This window comes from Undibacterium sp. Di26W, assembly GCF_049340265.1.
In the GTDB taxonomy this organism is placed as follows: domain Bacteria; phylum Pseudomonadota; class Gammaproteobacteria; order Burkholderiales; family Burkholderiaceae_D; genus Undibacterium.
The window spans coordinates 106561-127488 of sequence record NZ_JBMPOR010000007.1 but is presented as its reverse complement, the minus strand read 5'-3'; the positions used below and the strand labels follow the sequence as shown (position 1 = coordinate 127488).

Annotated in this window: 16 protein-coding genes and 5 tRNA genes; 10 read left to right on the top strand and 11 right to left on the bottom strand. The window is 52.1% G+C overall.

All coding sequences use genetic code 11. From position 1 onward, the window contains the following. Nucleotides 1-63 precede the first annotated feature (63 nt). Nucleotides 64-504 carry a hypothetical protein gene (locus ACO0LM_RS11030; protein ID WP_423037014.1) on the top strand — a complete coding sequence of 147 codons (441 nt, stop codon included), beginning with the start codon at nucleotides 64-66 and terminating at the stop codon, nucleotides 502-504. Nucleotides 505-661: 157 nt separating this feature from the next. On the opposite strand, the gene ACO0LM_RS11025 is transcribed toward ACO0LM_RS11030, so the two are convergent. Together ACO0LM_RS11025 and ACO0LM_RS11020 are read right to left on the bottom strand one after the other, a co-directional pair. Continuing rightward, the gene (locus ACO0LM_RS11025; RefSeq protein WP_423037012.1) at nucleotides 662-1915 is read right to left on the bottom strand and encodes a DUF1501 domain-containing protein; all 1254 of its coding nucleotides are present in this window, start codon (nucleotides 1913-1915) and stop codon (nucleotides 662-664) included. A 65-nt stretch (nucleotides 1916-1980) separates the two neighbouring features. Next, nucleotides 1981-3561 (bottom strand): DUF1800 domain-containing protein, encoded by a 1581-nt coding sequence (locus ACO0LM_RS11020; RefSeq protein WP_423037010.1) that lies wholly within the window; start codon nucleotides 3559-3561, stop codon nucleotides 1981-1983. Nucleotides 3562-3913: 352 nt separating this feature from the next. Between ACO0LM_RS11020 and ACO0LM_RS11015 the strand changes: the two genes are divergently transcribed. After that, entirely contained in the window at nucleotides 3914-5491 is a 1578-nt protein-coding gene (locus tag ACO0LM_RS11015) for an ABC transporter substrate-binding protein (protein WP_423037008.1), read from the top strand. A 107-nt stretch (nucleotides 5492-5598) separates the two neighbouring features. Here ACO0LM_RS11015 and ACO0LM_RS11010 read toward each other — a convergent pair whose 3' ends face one another. Next, nucleotides 5599-7158 carry a thioredoxin family protein gene (locus tag ACO0LM_RS11010; RefSeq protein ID WP_423037006.1) on the bottom strand — a complete coding sequence of 520 codons (1560 nt, stop codon included), beginning with the start codon at nucleotides 7156-7158 and terminating at the stop codon, nucleotides 5599-5601. Between the two features lie 260 nt (nucleotides 7159-7418). Here ACO0LM_RS11010 and ACO0LM_RS11005 point away from each other — a divergent pair, with 260 nt between their 5' ends. Continuing rightward, nucleotides 7419-8471 carry a sulfate ABC transporter substrate-binding protein gene (locus ACO0LM_RS11005; protein ID WP_423037004.1) on the top strand — a complete coding sequence of 351 codons (1053 nt, stop codon included), beginning with the start codon at nucleotides 7419-7421 and terminating at the stop codon, nucleotides 8469-8471. Nucleotides 8472-8541: 70 nt separating this feature from the next. Here the strand turns inward: ACO0LM_RS11005 and ACO0LM_RS11000 are convergent, their stop codons facing one another. From ACO0LM_RS11000 to gltX, 5 genes are all read right to left on the bottom strand, one after another. Further along, nucleotides 8542-8961, bottom strand: coding sequence for a DUF1801 domain-containing protein (locus ACO0LM_RS11000; protein WP_423037002.1), 420 nt, complete (start codon nucleotides 8959-8961; stop codon nucleotides 8542-8544). Between the two features lie 144 nt (nucleotides 8962-9105). Beyond that, nucleotides 9106-9181, bottom strand: a tRNA-Glu gene (locus ACO0LM_RS10995). 57 nt (nucleotides 9182-9238) lie between these two features. Next, nucleotides 9239-9314 (bottom strand) — tRNA-Glu (locus ACO0LM_RS10990). Nucleotides 9315-9345: 31 nt separating this feature from the next. Then, nucleotides 9346-9421 (bottom strand) — tRNA-Ala (locus ACO0LM_RS10985). A gap of 64 nt (nucleotides 9422-9485) precedes the next feature. After that, complete coding sequence (gltX, locus tag ACO0LM_RS10980; RefSeq protein ID WP_423037000.1) at nucleotides 9486-10880, bottom strand: glutamate--tRNA ligase; 1395 nt, start codon at nucleotides 10878-10880, stop codon at nucleotides 9486-9488. A 216-nt stretch (nucleotides 10881-11096) separates the two neighbouring features. On the opposite strand from gltX, the gene ACO0LM_RS10975 reads away from it, so the two are divergent. From ACO0LM_RS10975 to ACO0LM_RS10965, 3 genes are all read left to right on the top strand, one after another. After that, the gene (locus ACO0LM_RS10975; protein ID WP_423036998.1) at nucleotides 11097-11981 is read left to right on the top strand and encodes a pseudouridine synthase; all 885 of its coding nucleotides are present in this window, start codon (nucleotides 11097-11099) and stop codon (nucleotides 11979-11981) included. A 72-nt stretch (nucleotides 11982-12053) separates the two neighbouring features. Beyond that, nucleotides 12054-12130, top strand: a tRNA-Pro gene (locus tag ACO0LM_RS10970). A 102-nt stretch (nucleotides 12131-12232) separates the two neighbouring features. After that, nucleotides 12233-12309: transfer RNA gene (locus ACO0LM_RS10965), tRNA-Pro, on the top strand. A gap of 96 nt (nucleotides 12310-12405) precedes the next feature. On the opposite strand, the gene ribD is transcribed toward ACO0LM_RS10965, so the two are convergent. Both ribD and apbC read right to left on the bottom strand, forming a co-directional pair. Then, nucleotides 12406-13503: a bifunctional diaminohydroxyphosphoribosylaminopyrimidine deaminase/5-amino-6-(5-phosphoribosylamino)uracil reductase RibD gene (gene ribD, locus ACO0LM_RS10960; protein WP_423036996.1), complete on the bottom strand. Its 1098-nt coding sequence runs from the start codon at nucleotides 13501-13503 to the stop codon at nucleotides 12406-12408. 13 nt (nucleotides 13504-13516) lie between these two features. Continuing rightward, complete coding sequence (gene apbC, locus ACO0LM_RS10955) at nucleotides 13517-14605, bottom strand: iron-sulfur cluster carrier protein ApbC (protein ID WP_423036994.1); 1089 nt, start codon at nucleotides 14603-14605, stop codon at nucleotides 13517-13519. Between the two features lie 171 nt (nucleotides 14606-14776). On the opposite strand from apbC, the gene ACO0LM_RS10950 reads away from it, so the two are divergent. Further along, the gene (locus ACO0LM_RS10950; RefSeq protein ID WP_423036992.1) at nucleotides 14777-15469 is read left to right on the top strand and encodes a methylamine utilization protein; all 693 of its coding nucleotides are present in this window, start codon (nucleotides 14777-14779) and stop codon (nucleotides 15467-15469) included. A 60-nt stretch (nucleotides 15470-15529) separates the two neighbouring features. On the opposite strand, the gene ACO0LM_RS10945 is transcribed toward ACO0LM_RS10950, so the two are convergent. Next, complete coding sequence (locus ACO0LM_RS10945) at nucleotides 15530-17068, bottom strand: phage tail sheath C-terminal domain-containing protein (protein WP_423036990.1); 1539 nt, start codon at nucleotides 17066-17068, stop codon at nucleotides 15530-15532. A gap of 313 nt (nucleotides 17069-17381) precedes the next feature. On the opposite strand from ACO0LM_RS10945, the gene gudD reads away from it, so the two are divergent. The 3 genes from gudD (at nucleotide 17382) to ACO0LM_RS10930 (ending at nucleotide 20824) form a co-directional block, all read left to right on the top strand. Next, complete coding sequence (gudD, locus tag ACO0LM_RS10940; protein ID WP_423037191.1) at nucleotides 17382-18740, top strand: glucarate dehydratase; 1359 nt, start codon at nucleotides 17382-17384, stop codon at nucleotides 18738-18740. 29 nt (nucleotides 18741-18769) lie between these two features. Further along, nucleotides 18770-20083, top strand: coding sequence for an MFS transporter (locus ACO0LM_RS10935; RefSeq protein WP_423036988.1), 1314 nt, complete (start codon nucleotides 18770-18772; stop codon nucleotides 20081-20083). A gap of 210 nt (nucleotides 20084-20293) precedes the next feature. Further along, nucleotides 20294-20824, top strand: coding sequence for a GbsR/MarR family transcriptional regulator (locus ACO0LM_RS10930; protein ID WP_422986098.1), 531 nt, complete (start codon nucleotides 20294-20296; stop codon nucleotides 20822-20824). The last annotated feature ends 104 nt before the right edge of the window (nucleotides 20825-20928 follow it).

The following is a 20928-nucleotide window of genomic DNA, read 5'->3' as shown; positions in this document are numbered from 1 at the left end:
TTTCCAATCATATAAACAAACTTGTATATACAAGCCTGACGCATAAAGACAGAAGGAAAAATCATGAACTTGCCATGCATCAAGTTTACCCCGGGCAAGAAAAGTGATTTTGTGTTTAAATCGCTTGTATATTCCAGGCATGACTACTATGTTGGAAAGAGATTCATCAGACGCTCCCTACGAGCAAAGCGAGTTAATATTATGGTCACTTCAGTCACTTCTTCCAGTTCAGCGCAAAACCAGCAGCTTATTCAACAAGCTGCCGATGCACGCGCAAAACAAAATAGCGAAACCATAGGTGCTGCGGCTGATCGCGATTCCGGCACCGCCGATGCGATTGCAGATCAAAAAAGAATTACGGACGCACAAGCTGAACAACAGGCGCAGGCAGTCGCCAAACAAAATAATGCGAAGCAAGCCGAATCAAAGCCGCCAGAACAGCCTAAGCCCGTCGTTAATACCAGCGGACAGGTAACTGGTACGACAATCAATACGACGGCCTGAACCCTGATCCAGATATACCTCGACATACCCGGACATACCAAGGCATACAAAAAAGCCACTCTGAACAAATCTCAGAGTGGTTTTTATTGGCGTCAGCGAGAACAAGAACAAGGCCTGCAAATCTATCGCTTTCAGGCCTCGCTGTCAGGCCTCGCCATCAGGCCATATTCTGGAATAAATTGAAGCTGTTCCTGGTATAAGCCTGTTCAGGAAATACCTTGATCAATTGATTATCCGACAAGCCCATGTGGCGCTCGCATACCTGTATCAGGACAGAGCGGAAATCAGTCGTTACCGGCACATCACGGCCTTCATATAACTGGTCACTACCCAGACCGCGCCAGTCGCCATAAACTTTACCGCCAGCGACTTTGCCACCCATGACCCACATGACATTGCCATGCCCATGATCGGTACCGCCATTGCCATTCTGTTTGGCAGTGCGGCCAAATTCAGACATGACAACTATCGTGGTGTCTTCAAACATCGGTCCCAGACGTTTGGCAAGATTGGCCAGGCCCAGCCCCAATGGCGACAAACGATTCGCCAACTGACCTTTACCTGCGCCCTGGTTGGCATGGGTATCCCAACCGCCGAGCGCCATAAAGACCATCTGGATTTTGGGATCATTGCGCATCAGTGTGGCGATACGGGTACTGTCGTCAGGAAAACCATTTGGCAAAGGTGCGCCACCATCGGCAGCCTGCTGCTCATTTGCCATGGATGCACCCATCATTTCCTGATGGGCTTCCTGGGCATCGCTAAACGCTTTCGCGTATTTATCGTTTTCCTTGTACATCTGCTCAAAGGCAGCACCAACCTTGGGGCGGTCGAGCACATTGGCCTTGGTGCCAGCCGCACCGCTGGCGATATTGCTGGCAGCGATACTGCCTGACAGAATACGCGGCATTACCGCACCCACGCTGATAGCGCGGGTGGGCGTCGTGTTACCAGGTAACGATGCCAGCAAGCGGTTCATCCAGCCATCTGACGTGCCTTTACGGCCTGGCGTACCGGATTCCAGATAATCCTGGGCATCAAAATGTGAACGGGTGAAATCTGGTGAACCACTGGCATGCACGAAGGCCAGTTTCTTTTGTTGCCATAGTTCCTGCATATCAGCCAGTGCAGGATGCAGGCCAAAATAACCGTCCAGATCAATCGCACCATCGCTTTGCCCTGGCCGGGCAAGTGCTATCGTTGGTCGTAGCCGCGCATAATTTGCGTCGCCGTAAGGGGCCACCACATTCAAGCCATCCACCGCACCACGCAACATGATAACGATCAGCTTGTTTTTTGTAGCAGCTTCTGTTGCGCCACTATGGGCGCTGGCTGCCCATACACCATTGCCAACAGGAATCAGCAAGCCTGCACCGGCTGCCATGGAATATAGAAAATTTCTACGTTTCATTTTGTTCTCTTCATTCAGGATAGTGCACATCGTTCAATAACAGCCGTCTGCTTGCTACCCGCTTTTCAATGCTGCATAAAATCCGGGCTACCCAGGATCAGGGCTGCGCGTAAAGCCTCCTGATTGCCATTCACTATTTCTATGGTGCGGCCAGACAAGCCTGCTCCCATAGTCTGGATCAAGGCAGCTGCGCTCACGGCGGGCATTACTGCGGGCCTGTCTGGCTTTTCGTCTGCCTGTTTTGCCAATTGCTTTTTACCCATCTTGTCGCCGTCCTCGATTTCTTTATCAAACGGCAGGCGTCCTGTCGCCAGGGCTGTAGCAAAGTTGATGCGACGTGTAATGGCATCCGGGTTCATCCAGGCATCCTGGGTGTTTTTATAACCATCTGGCGTCTGGCTACCATACAAGGGCATACCCAGTTGCGCCAGCACACCCAGTGCAGGCCGGACATTTTGCACTGGTACATCACTGGCACGGATAGCAGATATGACATATTGGTACGGGGTTTTATATTTCATTCCCATATTGTGCGGATCGCGAAACTCGGCACTCGCAAACAGCGTTTGCAGCACCGCACGGATATCACCACGGGTATCCAGATAACGTTTGGCCAGCATATCCACCAGTCCCGGCGCAGGTTTGTCTGCCACAAAATACTGGGCCAGCTTGAAACTCAGATGGTGGGCGGTGGCCGGATGCATGGCCAGGACGTCCAGCGCAAATTCTGCTTCCGCCTGACCACGTGGTGCAATGGTTTTTCCCAGCCATTGCTTGCTGCCATTATCGTGCCTGTCAGCATCGAAATAAAAGTTCTGATTATTCCTGACCATGGCACGCGGATCAAATGTCCAGCCTGTCAGCATGCGCGCCAGTTCAGTCACGTCTTTCTGGGTATAACCGCCGTCAACCCCCAGGGTATGCAGTTCCATGATTTCACGGGCATAGTTTTCATTCAAACCATTCGACTTGCCCTTCTGCCCTGCCGCCTTGGCCTGACGGCCATTTGCATGAAAATCGGCCGAGGTGGACAGCCAGTTATCAAGATAAAACAACATCGCAGGATGCTTGGCCGTTGCCCCCAACAAATCACGGAAATTACCAAACACATAGGGCCGAATGGCATCACGCTCGTAACTGGCAACCAGTGCACGGTCCAGGCCCTTGCCATTGAAGACATTGAAATGATTGAACCAGAAATCCAGCATCACCTCTTCGAGCTGGTGTGAACTTTCTATGGCGCGATACAATCTGGCTTGTGCGGTTTGCTCAACGATGTGGCCAACCAGTTCACGGCGTTTCTTTTGCGCAGCGTCAGACTCGTCCTTGGTGTCTTTCAGGGCTTTTTGATAATCAAACAAGACTGAACCCGCACTCTGTCCAATGACATCAAGGGATTTCAATTTTGCCTGCAAGCCGTCTGGCAAAGGCAGGGATTGCGGATTCAATTGTTGCTCGATATAACTGTCTATTCCCATTTTCTTTACCCGCTCTATATCACCCGGGCGAGGGCCAAAAGCAAGGCGGTTCAATACATGCACCACTTCTGCATCCGGCGACAGAGTGGCTGCAGAAGCTTGCAGAGAACAGATATTTGCAGTAATTGCCACTAGCAGAACGCCAGAAATTTTTGCCAGGTTTTTCATATATTTTTATACCCGTTATTGATACCGTGGAGACCGTGGAAGCATTTGCTCAGAAGAAAAATGTCTTTGCTTATCTGTTCGGCTGATGTCCTCAATATAGAGGCATGGGAAGCACTTTCACAAGTAACGATATGTAAATCAAATCAGGCAAAACTGTGGATTGTTACAGACAAGTCACTCCACGCCTCACGCGCTAATTTGTAGCGTGTCGCTCTTGTAGAAGATGCTTCTATTTGTAAGCTGGCCTTGTTAAAACAGCCAGAACAGGTTTCATATATACAAATGCATTCCCGGCTCGGATGAAATGTGCAGGCAATGGTAAGCTTGCAGTATTAAAGCTTGAAGGTTGTCCATGTTTTCCATCTCAAAAAAAATGTTTTTCCCTGCCCTGCTTGCCGTTTCCATAGGTGTTGCTTTACCAAGCTTCAGTCATGCTGCCAATCTCAAAATCGGTTTGGCGGCGGATGTCAATTCGCTGGACCCGCATTATTTCAACAGCGGGCCCAATAATGCCATGGCATCGCATTTGTTTGATGCCTTGCTCAGTGTCGATTCCGACGGTCGTATCGCGCCTGGTCTGGCCTTGTCCTGGAAAGCGATCAACCCTACCACCTGGGAATTCAAATTGCGCTACGGCGTGAAGTTTCATGACGGCAGCGAGATGACGGCGGAAGATGTCGTGTTTTCTCTCGACAGACCAGCGCAGATAAAGAATAGTCCCGGTCCCTATACCAGCTTCACCAAGCAGATAGTCGGCAAGCAAATTGTTGATCCCTATACCCTGCGCCTGAAGACAGCAAGGCCCTATGGTCCGCTGCCGCTGGAAATGAGCTCTGTCTTCATCGTTTCAAAAAAAGCCGCACTGCAAGCCAGCACTGAGGATTTCAATAGCGGCAAAGCAGCCATCGGTACCGGCCCCTACAAATTCGCCAGTTTCAAGCGCGGCGATGCCATCACACTGACAAAAAACGACGCTTACTGGGGTGAAAAATCGGCCTGGGATAAAGTCACTTTCCGCATCATCAGCGCAGGGGCACCACGCATGGCAGCCCTGTTGTCTGGCGACGTCGATGCCATAGAAAGCATACCTCCAGCAGATTTGAGCAAGCTGAAAAGCAATCCGAAATTCAAGCTGGAACAAAAGATTTCCTGGCGCACCGTGTTCTGGCAACTTGATCACCAGGCCAGGGTTTCGCCTTACATCACCGACAAGGCTGGCAAACCCCTGGCAAGCAACCCACTGAAAGATATACGCGTGCGCAAGGCCATAGCCAAGGCCATCAATCGCAGCGCATTGACTGACCGCATACTTGAGGGCTTAGCTGTACCGGCTTCCAACCTGGTCGCGCCTGGTGTGTTTGGCTATAACGACAGTTTGAAGGTGGAAGCCTACGACCCGGAAGGCGCAAAAAAATTGCTGGCTGAAGCTGGCTATCCAAATGGCTTTGCCATCACCCTGCATGGGCCGAATAATCGCTATATCAATGATGAGCAGATCGTGCAGACGGTAGCGCAATTCCTGAGCAAGGTGGGGATACAGGCCAAGGTAGAGACACAAGCGCTGGCAGTGTATTTCCCGAAAGCGGCAAAGGGTGATTACAGCATGGCCCTGCTGGGCTGGGGTTCGCTGGCGGGTGATTTTGCGCTGCGCACCGTATTGGGTACCGTCAATGCCGAAAACGGCTGGGGTAGCTGGAACTGGGGCAAATACAGTAATCGTGCGCTGGATGAAGCAATAGAATCATCGCTGGCATCGGTCGAAGCCGACAAGCGCGAAGCCTTTGCCAGGAAGGCAATGGCCACAGCCTTGCAAGACTATGCCGTCATTCCCCTGCATCATCAATATGCCAGTTGGGCATTGCGCAAAGGCTTGCACTACAAGGCCAGGACGGATGAATTTACCTTTGCTCACCAGTTCAAGCCGGACTGATAGCACTTGAAAATCAGACCTTCAATAAGAAATCCCGCGCCATTGCTGACGCGGGATTTTTTTAACTCCGCTTATCTGAACTGGATCAGCACTTAATCCCTGTCTGATCAGGATTTGACAAGCACTCCCTGACATACCGCCTTTTGCGGATCTGTCGCTGGCAGCTTGCTGCAAATGCCATCGAGTTGCGTGCGGGCTTTTTGGTAAGCGAGTTGATGCTTGCCCTCTTTGTTCCAGTCTATGAGTTTTTTACCCATCTTTTCCAGGTAGGCGCGATTGCGCTCATAAAAGGCATTGTCCACTTTCGCCGCTTCGCCAAAAACGCTTTGCACTGCCTTTGCTATCCGGGCATCATCATTCGGTACCAGATCAACCAGATTACTGACGTAGTTGGAACCCCATTGGAGACGGGTAGCCGGACCTTTGGCAGCGTTATACGCCTGTTCATACCAATTTGTTGCGGCCACCTTGTCGCCGCGTTTTTTGGCATTCGAACCCAGGGTGGACATGAAATAATAAGGTGAGTGTGAACGCTTGAGTTCAGCCTTCAGCAAGGTATCAGCGTCATCCAGCAAACCGGCATCACCCAGTGCGTGGGCAGCAGCATTGACGACAGACTGGCGCTCATACGCATCGGTAGTCGCCTGCTCTATTGCGCCTACGCGTTTTTGCACATCTTTTTGCAAAGCTGCTTCTGGCTTGGCACTGTCCAGACTGGCCAGGGCTACCTGGGCACCCACGGCACCCAACCTGTCGGTCTTGGAAATCGTCGCATCATCGGCCAGTTTGACCAGTGCAGCATTCCAGGCATGTACCAGCTTGTTACGGGAATCTGATTTGGCCGCAGTCAGAAATTCAGTTATTTCCGCTGCCCCATTCGACAACAAATCCATATTGTCACGCGCTGTGTTTACATCTGAAATGGCTTTCAGGATTTTCTCGCTGGCCTTCGCCTTGTCTATCGCAGGCACAGCCTGATCGGGCTTGGTGGTAGCTGCTGCATAAATGCCACGCAGATGCAAACGTGTCGCATGCAGACCGGCCGGGCTCAGTTCAGACAATTTCAGCAAAGTCGCGGCCAGGTCTTTGCCGGCCACCAGTTTTTGTTCAGGGTCGTCCCATGAATAATCCGCCAGCAAGCTCCAGTCTTCATTTTTCAAGCTCTTGCCACCAGCCAGCGCCAGCTTCAGGGTGTCTTGCACTGACAGGCTGGTGTTCAAGGCCAGCGTCAATACCTGCAGATACCGTTCAGAATCGACTTCACCCGGCAGGCGGGTGATTTCTGTTCCATCCGGTTTGAACAAAATCATGGTTGGGTAACCACGCACCTTGAATTGCGCCGCAAATTTTTGCGCACCCGGCGTATCACCATCCAGATACACGGGGATGAAATGACGGGATTTGTCGATGAATTCCTGGCGATTGAAGATGGTTGCCTTGACCTGGTTGCAAGGCGGGCACCAGATTGCGCCCCAGTACAGGAACAAGGGTTTGTTACTGGCCTTGGCCTGGGCAAAAGCCGCGTCGACATTATTGTCTTTACGCCAATCAATGCCATTTTGTGCAGCATGCGCGGATGTGGCTGCCTTGGAGTCTGCAGCCAATACCGGCAGGTTTGCCAGGCTTGTAGCCAGCAAAGCCACCATCAGGGAGGGGATCATCTTCATAGGATTAGGCCAAAAATAAATATATCAAGCAAGCAGTGTAACAAAATTAAGCGCCGCTTTGCACCATCAACATGCCGCTCTGCCAGACTGATTATGTGAATGCTTATGCGTTTTATGTTTGCCCAAGGCTGGCCAAGCAGTCTGATATGCTTTTTTCAAGCAAGCAAACAGGAATATCATCGTTCCCAAGGACGGCATTTTTGCGCAAGATACGTCCACCCAATTACAGGCAAATTTCTGAAAAAATACCGGAGTAATCCATGACAAGAATTAAACGTATCCAGCAACTCATCGAAAAACGCCAGCGCCTGCGCCGCAAAAGCATCAGCGTTGTGCTGCTGATTGCCGGCATCGGCCTGTTTGCCGCCTATACCTCGGCACAGGCAGCCAATAGCATCCTGAACGCCTCGTATGACGTCACCAGGGAATTGTTCAAGGATGTCAATCCGGTCTTTGTCGCCGACTGGAAAAAGAAAACCGGCGAAACCGTCAGCGTCAATCAGTCACACGGCGGTTCCAGCAAACAGGCACGCTCTGTCATCGACGGACTGGAAGCTTCAGTCGTTACCATGAATCAGGCAAATGATATTGATATCCTGGCAGACAAGGGCTTGCTTTCGCAAGACTGGGCCAAACTATTCCCAAATAATGCTGCGCCTTTTTACTCCACCATGGTGTTCCTGACACGCAAGGGCAACCCCAAGCACATCGCCAACTGGGATGATCTTGGCAAACCCGGCCTGAAAGTCATCATCCCCAACCCCAAGACATCCGGCAATGGCCGCTACAGCTATCTGGCAGCATGGGGATCCGTAATTAAAAATGGCGGCACCGAAGCACAAGCCCGACAACTGGTGGAAAATGTATTCAAGAATGTGCCGGTGCTTGATGGCGGTGGGCGTGGTGCCACCACTACTTTTACCCAGCGTGAAATCGGTGATGTATTGGTGACGTTTGAAAATGAAGTGCAACTGGCACGGCAGGAATTTGGTGATAACTTTGAAGTGGTGTACCCCAAGATTTCCATCCTGGCAGAATCGCCGGTCGCTGTAGTCGACAAGGTGGCTGACAAACTGGGCACCCGCAAAATCGCCACTGGCTATCTGCAATTCCTGTACACCGAAGCGGGCCAGGACCTGATCGCAAAACATTACCTGCGCCCACGCTCTGAAATCGCAGCGAAAAAATATGCTGCTTCTTTCAAGCCGGTGAGCCTGTTTACCGTGGATGAGGTATTCGGTGGCTGGAAACAGGCGCAGAAAAAACACTTTGATGATGGCGGTGAGTTTGACAGAATTTATGTGAAAAAATAGGTTTGCATTAAACCCACAACAGACGACACGACAGAAATCAATCCAGGCAAAATATCTATCTATGTTTTGCTCATACACCCAGCATGGGGAGATGTTTTCTGTCGTGATAAGTCAGAGACAAAAGAATACAGTGTTTCACTTCATCAACCGGAATTTCATCGTCCTGATGAAAAATAATGGCTCTATTACCTTCGAACTTTAGCTTATCGCTGTAAAGCTCTTTGAATGTATCAACCAGCCTCGTCTGGCAATGAAAATACATGGCGTATTGGTCCGGTGCCGAACTCTTCCAATCCATTCTGACAGTGCTGCCAGTCTTCGCGAGATAACTCGGCTCACCCCATTTCAGGGTTTCTTCCAGCGTGTCAGCCACTTTACATTCCGATGCGGCATCCAAAACCAATTGACGCAGGCACATCAGCTTTTGCCGTATGTGCGGTGGGTAGTTGTTGAATACTTTTGCGACCTGGGGGTTTTTAATTTTATTCATTTCTACCCTCCTCCTCGCTGGCACACCGTGCTGAATGCTTATTGTCGACATATATTATCGAAATAAGCTGAAGAGAAAAGCACACCGCAAAAACAAAAAAGCCTTGATTTCTCAAGGCTTTTTATTCTCTTCAAAAGAGCTTACTGGCGTCCCCAAGGGGATTCGAACCCCTGTACTCACCGTGAAAGGGTGATGTCCTAGGCCTCTAGACGATGGGGACATATTCTGTCCGTACTGACCTTAACCTGTTGTCCACAATGAACTCAGTGAAGTTGATTGGCGTCCCCAAGGGGATTCGAACCCCTGTACTCACCGTGAAAGGGTGATGTCCTAGGCCTCTAGACGATGGGGACAACAAGTTATGTTCTGCTGCTGAGCATCTTTTGGTGGAGGTAAGCGGGATCGAACCGCTGACCTCTTGCATGCCATGCAAGCGCTCTCCCAGCTGAGCTATACCCCCGACGCTGCAGAACAGAAACGAGATTATAGGGGAAGCTGCATAAGATGTAAAGCCCTACCCCTTACTAAACTGCAATAAGGCTTAAACGCTGCAAAACAACTTCACGGCCAAACAGCTCTATCACGGCATCGATGGATGGGGTTTGCAATTGGCCCGTCAGCAACAGACGCAACGGCATGGCCAGTTGTGGCATCTTCAGCGAAAAGTCAGCCAGGGTTTGCTTCATGGCGGCTGACAGGGCGGCCTTATTCCATTCCACGGTTTTGCACAGTTCGGCATACTGACGCAAGGCTGGCAATACCGCGTCCGTCACATGCTGGGTCAGCAGCGCCGGATCAGCGGCTGGCTGGCGATAAAACAGCATGGCAGCCTGGCCCAGCTCCAGTGTGGTATTGGCACGCTCTTTCAATAGCGCGATGACAGCGTCCAGTGCCGGTGCGCCATCAAATTGCGCCCCGTCTTTCAGCATTTGTGGCTTGATCAAATTGGCCAGGCGCTGATTGTCGGCAGCCTTGATGTAATGGTTATTTACCCAGGCAAGTTTTTCAGGGTTGAACTGGGCGGCAGAACCGGACAAATGATGTAAATCAAACCAGCTGCACATCTGTTCCATGGAAAAGATTTCATCGTCGCCATGGCTCCAGCCCAGACGGGCCAGGTAGTTCAGCATGGCTTCTGGCAGATAACCTTTATCAAGATAATCCATGACGCTGACCGCATCACGGCGCTTCGACAGCTTTTGCCCATCGGTCCCCAAAATCATCGGTACATGGCCGTAATGTGGCAGGGTCGCACCTAGCGCATGCAAGATATTGATCTGGCGCGGTGTGTTATTGACATGGTCGTCACCACGGATAACGTGGGTGATTTGCATATCCCAGTCATCCACAGCGACGCAGAAGTTATACGTAGGCGTGCCATCTGGACGGGCAATGACCAGATCATCCAGTTCACGATTGGCGATGGTGATTTGTCCTTTGACGACATCCGTCCAACTGACTTCACCATCCAGCGGGTTTTTAAAGCGGATAACGGGTTTGCGGTCAGTTGGTATCGCTGGCAGGGTTTTGCCAGCTTCTGGACGCCAGGTACCGTCATAGCGCGGCTTGTCGCCGGCGGCACGCTGACGTTCACGCATGGCTTCTACTTCTTCTGGCGAGGAATAGCAGTGATAAGCAGTACCCTTCACCAGCATGTCGGCCAGCACTTCGCCATAGCGATCCATGCGCTTCATCTGGTAGAACGGGCCTTCATCATGCTGCAGGCCCAGCCAGTTCATGCCATCCAGAATCGCCTGCACGGCTTCCGGGGTGGAACGTTCAAGATCGGTATCTTCAATACGCAGCACAAAAGTGCCGCCAAAGTGACGGGCAAAAGCCCAACTGAACAAGGCAGTGCGGGCACCGCCAACATGAAGATAGCCGGTAGGGCTGGGAGCAAAACGGGTGCGTACAGTCATGAGATCACAAGCATGCATCCCACCGCCAATTGAAGACAGGCAAGCAAGACGCTTTAATGGTTAAAACCAGCATTTTACCGTTTTAACATCGTGGACGGATAGCTTTCAACATTTACCCTGGCGTGACGAGTCTCGCGGTGGCAATGACAGGCTTGCTGCGTGGTAGTATGACGCTGAAAATCAGTCAGTTGTCAGCTTAAGAGTACCTCATCCCCCATGCAAGCCCCACTTCCCGTACGCGATGGCATCGCCCCCAGCTATATCTGGATACCTGAAGGCCATTGGGACAATGTCTTCCGTTTTTTACAAGATTACTTTCCTGATATTGCTGCCAGCACCTGGGAAGCGCGTCTGGCAAAACACGAAATCGTCGATCAGCACGGCACTGTCTTGCATGCAGACAGTAGCGTCAAACGCGGCATGTGTATTTTTTATTACCGCGAGCTGGAACATGAAACCCACATCCCTTTTTATGAAGACATCCTGTTTCAGGATGCGCATTTGCTGGTGGTGGACAAGCCGCATTTCTTGCCTGTGATTCCATCCGGGCGTTTTTTGCAGGAAACCCTGCTGGTCAGGTTGAAGAAAAGCACCGGACTGAAGGATCTGAGCCCCATACACAGGCTGGACCGGGAAACCGCAGGCGTGATGCTGTTTTCACATAACCCGGCAACACGTGGCCAGTATCAATCTTTGTTCCAAAGCAAAAGCATGGCCAAGACTTACCATGCCATTGCTGCCCATTTACCTGAATTGTCGTTCCCGATGCGTCATTGCAGCCGGATGGAAGAAGCCGAAAAGTTTTTCGTCATGCATGAAGCAGAAGGCATGCCCAATTCTGAAACCCTGATCGCCATCAGGGAAAGGCGCGGCGAACATAGCCTTTACCAATTGCAACCTGTGACCGGTAGAAAACATCAATTGCGCCTGCATATGAGCAGCCTGGGCGCGCCCATACTGAACGATGTCTTCTATCCCGTCGCCCTGCCCTGCAAGGCTGATGATTTTTCTGCGCCTTTGCAATTACTGGCCAAGTCCATCTGTTTTGATGACCCGCTTACTGGCGAGCAACGCTATTTTGAAAGTAAAAAATCATTATGAATGCCTACCATAGAGGGCCGCACTGGCAAACGAGTTGACAGCAAGTCTCCAAAGCGGTAATATTGCGGTCTTCGGAGTGTAGCGCAGCCCGGTAGCGCACCTGCTTTGGGAGCAGGGGGTCCAAGGTTCGAATCCTTGTACTCCGACCAGATTCTAGGGATCGTCACAGACGATCCCTTTTATTTCAGTAGATTCAGATTTTGGCTGTATTAAGTGAATCGCCTGAAATAAAAAATGACAGACCAGTTTTTCGGAGTGTAGCGCAGCCCGGTAGCGCACCTGCTTTGGGAGCAGGGGGTCCAAGGTTCGAATCCTTGTACTCCGACCAGTTAAAAAGGATCGTTGATTATTCAACGATCCTTTTTTCTTTTCCGTTTGCTTATTCAGGTTTCAGTTTTGCTTATTCAGGTTTGCTTATTCAGATTTACTTGAACCTGGCCAGCACCCGCAGATCATCCCCTACCTGGCTTACTGCATGAAATCGCAGCATTTTTGCCTGGTCAACATGCGTCAATTCCGGCAAGGCAAACAAGCCTGCTCCATGACCCAAAAGCTTGGGGGCCAGATACAGCAATAATTCATTGACACAGCTTTGCTGCATCAAGGCACCATTCAATTTTGCGCCCGCCTCAACATGCAGTTCATTGATTTGCCTGCTTCCCAGTTCTTGCATCAGGGCAGGCAAATCGACTTGCTGGTTCGAATCTGGCAGGCAGATTACCTCTACCCCCACCTGTTCCAGTTGGGCCTGCTTTTCTGCATGGACCACAGCGCATACCACCAGCGCACCACCTTGCAATACCCTGGCTTGCGGCGAGATGCGTAAGTGCGAATCGACGATGATTTTCTGTGGCTGGCGTGGCATCTCCATGCCACGCACATTCAGTAGGGGATCATCCGCCAGTACGGTGCCTATGCCAGTCAGGATTGCATCTGCCCGCGCCCGCCAGTGATGGCCGTCCTGCCTTGCTGCTGGCCCGGTGATCCATTGGCTTTGGCCATTCGCCAGGGCGGTGATGCCATCCAGGCTGCCGGCAACTTTCACCCTGACCCAGGGTCGCCCGCTTTCCATGCGCTGAAAAAAGCCTATGTTCAATTCGCGCGCCTGCAGGGCGATGTCAGAAAACAGGTCGCATTCCACTGCTACCCCGGCTTCACGCAAGACACTTAAACCGCGCCCCGCCACTTGCGGATTGGCATCCTGCATGGCCGCCACCACGCGTGCGATACCAGCATCGCGCAAGCCGTTTGCACAAGGTGGCGTGCGGCCAAAATGGCTGCATGGCTCCAGCGTTACGTAGGCGGTGGCGCCACGCACATCGTGGCCGTTTGCGGCGGCATCACGCAAGGCCTGCACTTCTGCATGCGCCTGCCCGACGGGCTGGGTCCAGCCCTGCCCCAACACCTGGCCATCGCGCACGATCACACAACCCACCTTGGGGTTGGGTGAAGTTTCTATGGTGGCACGGCCAGCCAGCGCCAGCGCCTGCTGCATGTAAGCATAATCAGTCTGCTGATCCATACCCACTGCTACCTCAGGTATTCTGGATGGTGATGCTGGGGAACTTGCTGGTCATGTCTTTGGCTTTTTCAGCAACCTTGATGGCCAGCTTGCGGGCGATGTCTTTATAGATGCCAGCAATTTGTCCGTCAGGATCAGCCACCACCGTCGGCCTGCCGGAATCGGCCTGCTGACGTATGACCATGGTCAAAGGCAGTCCACCAAGAAAATCGACGCCAAAGTCAGCGCACATTTTCTGACCACCACCTTCACCAAAGATATGTTCGGCATGACCACAATTCGAGCAGATATGGATGCTCATGTTTTCGACGATACCCAAAATAGGGATGCCAACTTTTTCAAACATCTTCAAACCCTTGCGCGCATCCAGCAAGGCGATGTCTTGCGGCGTGGTGACAATGACAGCGCCGGTCACCGGCACTTTTTGCGACAGGGTTAATTGCACATCACCTGTGCCTGGCGGCATATCGACGATCAGATAATCCAGGTCACGCCAATTGGTTTGTTCCAGCAATTGTTGCAGGGCCTGGGTGACGATGGGGCCACGCCAGACCATGGGTTCGTCCGGGTCTATCATGAAACCGATGGACGATACCTGCAAGCCATGATTTTCCAGCGGCTCCATGGTTTTGCCATCGATCGTTTCAGGGCGGCCAGAAATGCCCATCATCATCGGCTGCGAAGGGCCATAAATATCCGCATCCAGAATACCCACAGCAGCACCTTCAGCAGCCAGGGCCAGTGCCAGGTTGACAGCGGTTGTTGATTTACCTACCCCCCCCTTGCCAGAGGCAATGGCAATAATATTCTTCACATTGGGCATCAGCTTGATACCGCGCTGCACGGAATGGGCGACGATTTTTGAAGTCACATTGACTGTGACCTTGCCCACGCCAGGCAATGCGGTAACGGCTGCAACAACGGCAGCACGTATCAATTCAAACTGGCTTTTGGCTGGGTAGCCCAGTTCGACATCGAGGCTGACATCGGAGCCTTCAATCTTGATATTTTTTGCAGATTTGCTCGCAATCAGGTCTTTATTCGTGTTCGGGTCTATCACTTTTGCCAATGCGGCTTTCAGATCTTCAACTGTAATACTCATGCAATTCTCCATAGATATCCCGCAAGTCTAGCGCAAATTGCCTTGCTAGCCGACTATAGCCTTGTTGTAAGTGGGCATATTGAACCGGCGCAAGCTTCCCCGCAGAGCCAAGTTCAAGCATAATGGTTTCGCTATTGTTTTGTTTTTTCACAAGAAAATCAGGAGACATTGATGCAAGCACAGACCGTACACCCTTCCCGCAACAAGTTCTGCCTGTTGTTATCTGCCCTGGGATTGCTCAGTTATTCCCTGACTGCCCATGCTGGCCTGCTGGTAGGACACCTGACCGACAAGAATGCACAATCGGTCGCCAATGCGGTCCTGTTTGCGACACCACTGGACACCCCCATGCCTGCCAAAAAGGCTGGCGACACCAGCATCGTGGCGCAAGAAAACTATGCATTCAGCCCTTACCTGACAGTAGTACGCAACGGTAGCCTGATACGTTTCCCCAACAAGGATACTCACGAGCATCACCTGAAATCATTTTCACCGGCAAAAACCTTCGAGTTGCGCGTAAATAGCAAAAAAGAAGAACCCGCCCCGATTCTTTTCGACAAAGCCGGAGAAGTGGCGCTGGTTTGTCATTTCCACGACTGGATGCGAGGTTTTATCTATGTCGTCGATACACCGTATTTCGCCAAGACGGATGCGTCAGGTAGTGCTGTCATCAACAATTTGCCGGCGGGCAAATATGAAGTCAAGGCCTGGGCACCGAATATGCTGGGCGAGCCCATGACGCAAACCGTGCAAGTGGCCAGCGACGGGCCCAGCAATATCAAGTTCCAGTTTAATTTCGTCCCCAAGGCACCACCGGCACCACGTAACCTGAGCAAGGGTGCAGCGCCTTTCGGTTACGATTAGCCCCCCCTGCATCATAATCAGCTATCACTGATAGTCCATCATCAGCCCGTGGGCTGATGATCAGGGCGCCTGCATATTCTGCTCATAATTCAACACGGTAAATTCAGCCGGCATGATCAGGGCCACCATCACTGACACACGCATAATGCCTTGCAATATGTCGTCAGCTGTCATGCTGCTGCCCATACCGACATTGACGCTGAACGCTTCGCCAGGTATGGATCCCACCAGACAACCCGCCTTCCATTGCGCAGTCAGGAAACTGTTGAGGCTGGCGGTCACTGTAGACCAGGTCTGACCGTCATTTGCCTGAAACGCATAGGATTGCAATGCACTTTTGATGGATTTGTTCAGCATGTTGGCAGTACGCCTGGTATTGATATAACGCCAGTCATCACTATTGCCAGCCATGGTACGTGCACCCCAAACCAGCATGCCGTAATTCGGGAAAACACGAATCGCATTCACTGCCAGACCATTCTGCGGCTGGTTGATTGCCTCTTGTTGTTTATCATCCAGCATGACAGCAGGCGACACCGCATTGATGATGGATGTATTCGCCGGTGCGTAAAATACACCACTGGTATTATCATTCCGGGTATACACACCCGCCATGGCAGATGAAGGTGGCAACAGGTTGACACTGCTCGCCAGGTTTTGCATGGTTTGCCGGTACAAAGGTGACGCCGCCTGCATGCCCTGATGGCGCTGCCTGACCGTAGCCGTATCAGCAGCCTGTGGCAAGACATTGACCAGGGTAGTCAGGTATGTCTGCAATTTATCTGCAGGCTGGCCTGCAAACAGCACCTGCGCTTCGGCAGTCAGGTCAGCGCTGAATTGCGGCACGCTGGCAGCCGATATCCAGCTATAGTCAATTGCACTGACACTCACCACATTGGTGTTGAGCCACGGGTAGTAACTGACACCATACTGGTTAAAGTCTTCACCCAGGCCTGCAATTTTATAAAACCCGCCATTGCCGGTGCCACCCGTGATCGGGTCTTTGCTACTGCCGTCAGAGGGTAAATAACCGTTCAGTACATCCAGGATATACACCAGATTCTGGGCTTCATTGCATACTCTCAAGGCGGTCTGTGAAACACTCACCCAGTCATCCAGCGTCAGGCTCACGGCATCCGGCAGGATCAAGGTATCCGGTCCGAAAAAGTCACGCAGCACAGGCAGCCCGGCCAGCGCAGTGGTATACGCATCTTTTGAAAAGACACCGCCATTACTGACCACCTCTGCATAGGTGCCCAGGGAAAGGATGTAGCAGTCACCGCCGCCATTGCTGAAAAACATCTGCAAGCCCGGATACAACAAGAAGGCTGGCGTTGCCGCATTCGCTACATAAGGCGGAAAAGCCTGGGACTGACTGACATAGTCATAGTCCACCTGTGCCGCCCCACCAAAGATGCGCTGATAATCTTCCAGCGAGGTAATCGGAATCGCCTGACCCACGACATTCTTTCCATCCGCACTGGCAGTCTGTGTGTAGCCAATAAATAAAGGAATACCGGTGGCAGCCCGCACCACGTTGCCGGCAAAACTGCCCGATTCAGTGATAAACACACCTGGTGTGGTTTCTTGTATTGACATGAATCGCTACTCCGGTAAGCAATGTCGTATTTGCATAGGTAAAAAACAATCTGATTTAATCACAAAACGCGGCATCTTTCTGAACTGATTGACAAGTATTAATGGAATAAATCAGCCTTGAATGCGTGATTGATGGGCTGCAAGCCAAGACTGCATACCCAAAGAGGCTGGCGTGACACTGCGACTTCTCTCCCACATCTTCATGTGCTCAATTTTTAACAAAATAATGATTGATATTTCAAAATGACAGCGCTACCATTGAAAGTGACAGCCGAATTATTTGGCGATCTTTTTCAGGTAACAGGAACCCATGATGTCAATTGAACATTCTCCCCTCGCTTATGGTGATACTCCCCGCATCGTTGATATGCGCGTCGTGCCGGTTGCTGGTCGTGACAGCATGTTGCTCAATCTGAGTGGTGCACACGGTCCTTATTTCACCCGCAATATTGTGATCCTGACCGATAGCGCTGGCCGCACCGGCGTCGGCGAGGTGCCGGGCGGTGAAAAGATACGACAAACGCTGGAAGATGCGCGCGGCCTGCTGATCGGCAAACCCGTAGGCCAGTACAATGCCATCCTGAACCAGGCACGCACCGCCTTTGCCGACCGCGATGCTGGCGGTCGTGGCTTGCAGACTTTTGACCTGCGCATTGCGGTGCATGCCGTCACGGCGCTGGAGGCAGCCTTGCTTGATCTGATGGGCCAGTTTCTCGGTGTGCCGGTAGCGGCCTTGCTGGGTGAAGGGCAGCAGCGCAACGCGGTCGAGATGCTGGGCTATCTGTTCTATATCGGCGACAGTAAAGTGACCGACCTGCCCTATGCAAGCACACCTGTTGATGCCGAAGACGACTGGGCACGCCTGCGCCACCAGGCAGCCCTGACGCCAGAAGCCATCGTGCGTCTGGCCGAGGCCACCTATCAGCGTTACGGCTTCAACGATTTCAAATTGAAAGGCGGCGTGTTCCGCGGTGAAGCAGAAATGGAAGCAGTGACGGCACTGGCCGAGCGCTTTCCTGATGCACGTATCACACTCGACCCGAACGGTGGCTGGCTGCTGAAAGACGCCATCCGTCTGTGTCGCGACAAGCATGATGTGCTGGCCTATGCAGAAGACCCTTGCGGTGCAGAGAATGGCTATTCAGGGCGTGAGGTGATGGCAGAATTTCGCCGTGCCACCGGCTTGCTGACAGCCACCAACATGATCGCCACCGACTGGCGTGAAATGCGCCACGCGATTGCCCTGCAGTCGGTTGATATCCCACTGGCGGACCCACATTTCTGGACTATGCAAGGCTCGGTACGGGTGGCGCAGATGTGTCATGAATGGGACCTGACCTGGGGCTCGCATTCGAATAATCACTTCGATATCTCGCTTGCCATGTTCACCCATGTGGCTGCCGCAGCACCTGGCAAAATCACGGCGATTGATACCCACTGGATCTGGCAGGACGGCCAGTTCCTGACCAAAAACCCCTTGCAAATCAAGGGGGGCATGGTGCAGGTGCCAGACAAGCCCGGCCTGGGCATAGAGCTTGATCTGGATGCCGTAGAGGCGGCACATCAACTCTACCTGGGCATGGGACTGGGGGCACGTGACGATGCGGTTGCCATGCAATATCTGATACCGGGCTGGAAATTCAATAACAAAATGCCTTGCCTGGTCAGATAAAAAAAATAATCATCTAGGAGACAGCAAGTATGAATACCGTAACAACAACGGCCCCTATGGCCGCGCCCGCTCCCAGTTTACTGGATAGCGCAGTCAGCAAAGTCAAATGGCGCATCCTGCCACTGTTCGTGGTGATGTTCATCGCCAATTACATCGACCGCGTCAACATTGGTTTTGTGCGCAGCCATCTGGAAAAAGACCTGGGCATTGGTGCCGCCGCTTTTGGCTTTGGTGCCGGTATCTTTTTCCTGGCTTATGCCCTGTTTGAAGTGCCTTCCAATATTCTGCAACAGCGCTTCGGTGCCAAAGCCTGGCTGACGCGCATCATGGCGAGTTGGGGCGTAGTTGCCACTGGCATGGCTTTTGTGCAGGGTGAAGCCTCGTTCTATGTGATGCGCTTCCTGCTTGGGGTGGCCGAAGCGGGCTTCTTTCCGGGTGCAGTCTACTATTTCACGCAATGGCTGCCAAACCGTGAACGCGGCAAGGCAATGGCAATTTTCCTCAGTGGTTCGGCGCTGGCATCGGTACTGTCTGGCCCGCTGTCAGGCGCGCTGTTGCAGATTGAAGGCGGTGGTTTCCATGGCTGGCAATGGATGTTTATGATTGAGGGGCTGGCATCCATCGCGCTCTGCTTCGTTGTCTGGTTTTGCCTGGATTCCCATCCGCGTGACGCCAAATGGCTGACTGATGAAGAGCGGAACGAACTTACCGCCGTCATCGCTGCCGAACAAAAAGAGCGCGACGCCAACAAGCCCGGGCATGTCAGTTCGTTCAGCCTGTTGCGCGACAGCCGTATTGCCTTGTTCTGCTTCATCTATTTTGCGATCCAGTTGACGATCTACGGTGCCACTTTCTGGCTACCCAGCATCATCAAAAAGATGGGGCACTTCAGTGATTTCCAGGTTGGCCTGTTCAACTCCATACCCTGGCTGATTTCGATTGCTGCCATGTATATGTTTGCCGCACTGGCCCTGCGCTTCAGGCATCAGCAGATGTGGGTGGCCATTGCCTTGACTATCGCTGCCTGTGGCATGCTGGCATCCACCGTGGGTGGCCCGGTGTTTGCGTTTGTCGCGATCTGCTTTGCCGGCATAGGCTTCAAGGCGGCATCATCACTTTTCTGGCCGATACCACAAGCGTATCTGGACAGCCGCATTGCCGCTGCCGTGATCGCACTGATCAATTCGCTGGGTAATCTGGGTGGATTCGTGGCACCTGCCACCTTCGGCTTCCTGGAACAAAGAACCGGCTCCATCCAGGGAGGCCTGTATGGACTGGCAGCTGCTTCCATGCTGGCAGCAGCACTGGTTTTCCTGACGCGCAAATCGAAAACTGGTACTTGAACACTCTGTACCACACCCCGCCTGTGCGGGCGTGTGGCAAATCAGTTATTGAATGGAGACCCCGGCGCAGACAGGAAAGCACGTCCTCCGCCGTTGAAGTGCCCCCACCCCCGTAAAGGTATTCCACGACCAAAGCGCTGTGATCAGGCATTTTCAATATTCTTTTATTTCTGTCTTGACTGAAATAAAAGAATTAACTACACTGTGTTCATGGAACTTACACCCGTCAAACAAAAATTTATCCTGCACTGGGGCGAAATGGGCACCTTATGGGGTGTCAATCGCACGGTCAGCCAGATTCATGCCCTGCTGTATATCGTGGGTTGCCCCATGCAGGCGGAAGAAATTGCTGACACGCTGGGGGTGGCAAGGTCGAATGTATCGAATTCGCTGAAAGAGCTGCAAAACTGGAAGTTAGTGAAACTGGCCCATGTCATGGGTGACCGCCGGGCGCATTATGAAACTTCACTGGATGTCTGGGAATTGTTTCGCACCGTCGTACGTGAACGTAAGGAAAGGGAATTCAACCCCACCATCACGACCCTGCAACAATGCCTGGACAGCCCGGATCTGGATAAGGAAGACAAGGCAACGCAACTACGCATCGCCGAAACCCTGGCCCTGATGAAGACGGTCACCACCTGGACAGATGAAATGTTGCGACTGGAACCGAATACCCTGATGAAGCTGTTGAAGATGGGGGCAGCAGTACAAAAATTTGTACGTGGGGATGAGAAGTAAGCATTGCCAAGATAGTTGAAAAATTGTAGGCAAGTTGTAGAAAAGTTGTAAAAACGAAGCACAAAGAAAAAATGCCTGGGCATTTTTTTTGAAGGTTAATTTCT